This window comes from Vibrio sp. 1078-1 (genome assembly GCF_033340475.1).
Genome location: NZ_JAWOWM010000330.1, coordinates 1 through 718 on the forward strand (window position 1 = coordinate 1; position 718 = coordinate 718).

Here is a 718-nt window from a genome sequence, read left to right on the forward strand (position 1 = left end):
ACACCATTTCTTGCAACTCTTGCCATAACATCGCTAAAGGTGGCGTTGATAACTTACCAAGCTCAATTGGTCACAAATGGTCAATTGGTCCAATCAACTCACCTACGGTGTTTAATTCAGATTTGAATTTCGTTCAATTTTGGAATGGGCGAGCGAAAGATCTGCAAGAGCAAGCCGCTGGCCCTATCGAAAACCCATTGGAAATGGCATTTACCCACCAACTCGCGGTCGACACTCTTCAATCTATCCCTCAATACCGCGAGTGGTTTCAACAAGCTTATGGCAGCGACAACATCACCATTGATAACGTGACCGATGCTATCGCAACATTTGAACAAACGCTGCGTACGCCAAACTCTCCATTCGATTTATGGTTGAAAGGTAACGACGACGCACTCACTACTGCACAAGTGGAAGGCTATCAACTGTTTAAAGACAAAGGCTGTACTGCTTGTCACAGCGGGCCATTAGCGGGCGGACAAATGTATCAAAAAATGGGGTTAGTGAAGCCATTTGCAACAGACAACCCAGATGTTGGCCGCAAAGCCATTACCGGAAGTGATTTCGATAAGTTCGTCTTCAAAGTCCCAACCTTACGTAACGTAGAATTGACCTACCCGTACTTCCATGACGGGTCTGTTTGGGATCTTCAAGAAGCAGTAGAAATGATGGCCGATCTGCAACTTGGTCAAAAGCTAACGAAAGAAGAGTCCAACAA

Annotated in this window: 1 protein-coding gene; it reads left to right on the plus strand. The window is 45.5% G+C overall.

The features are described from left to right. The coding region (locus tag R7190_RS27395) for a cytochrome-c peroxidase (protein WP_318137871.1) at positions 1 to 718 on the plus strand (718 nt) is incomplete at both ends.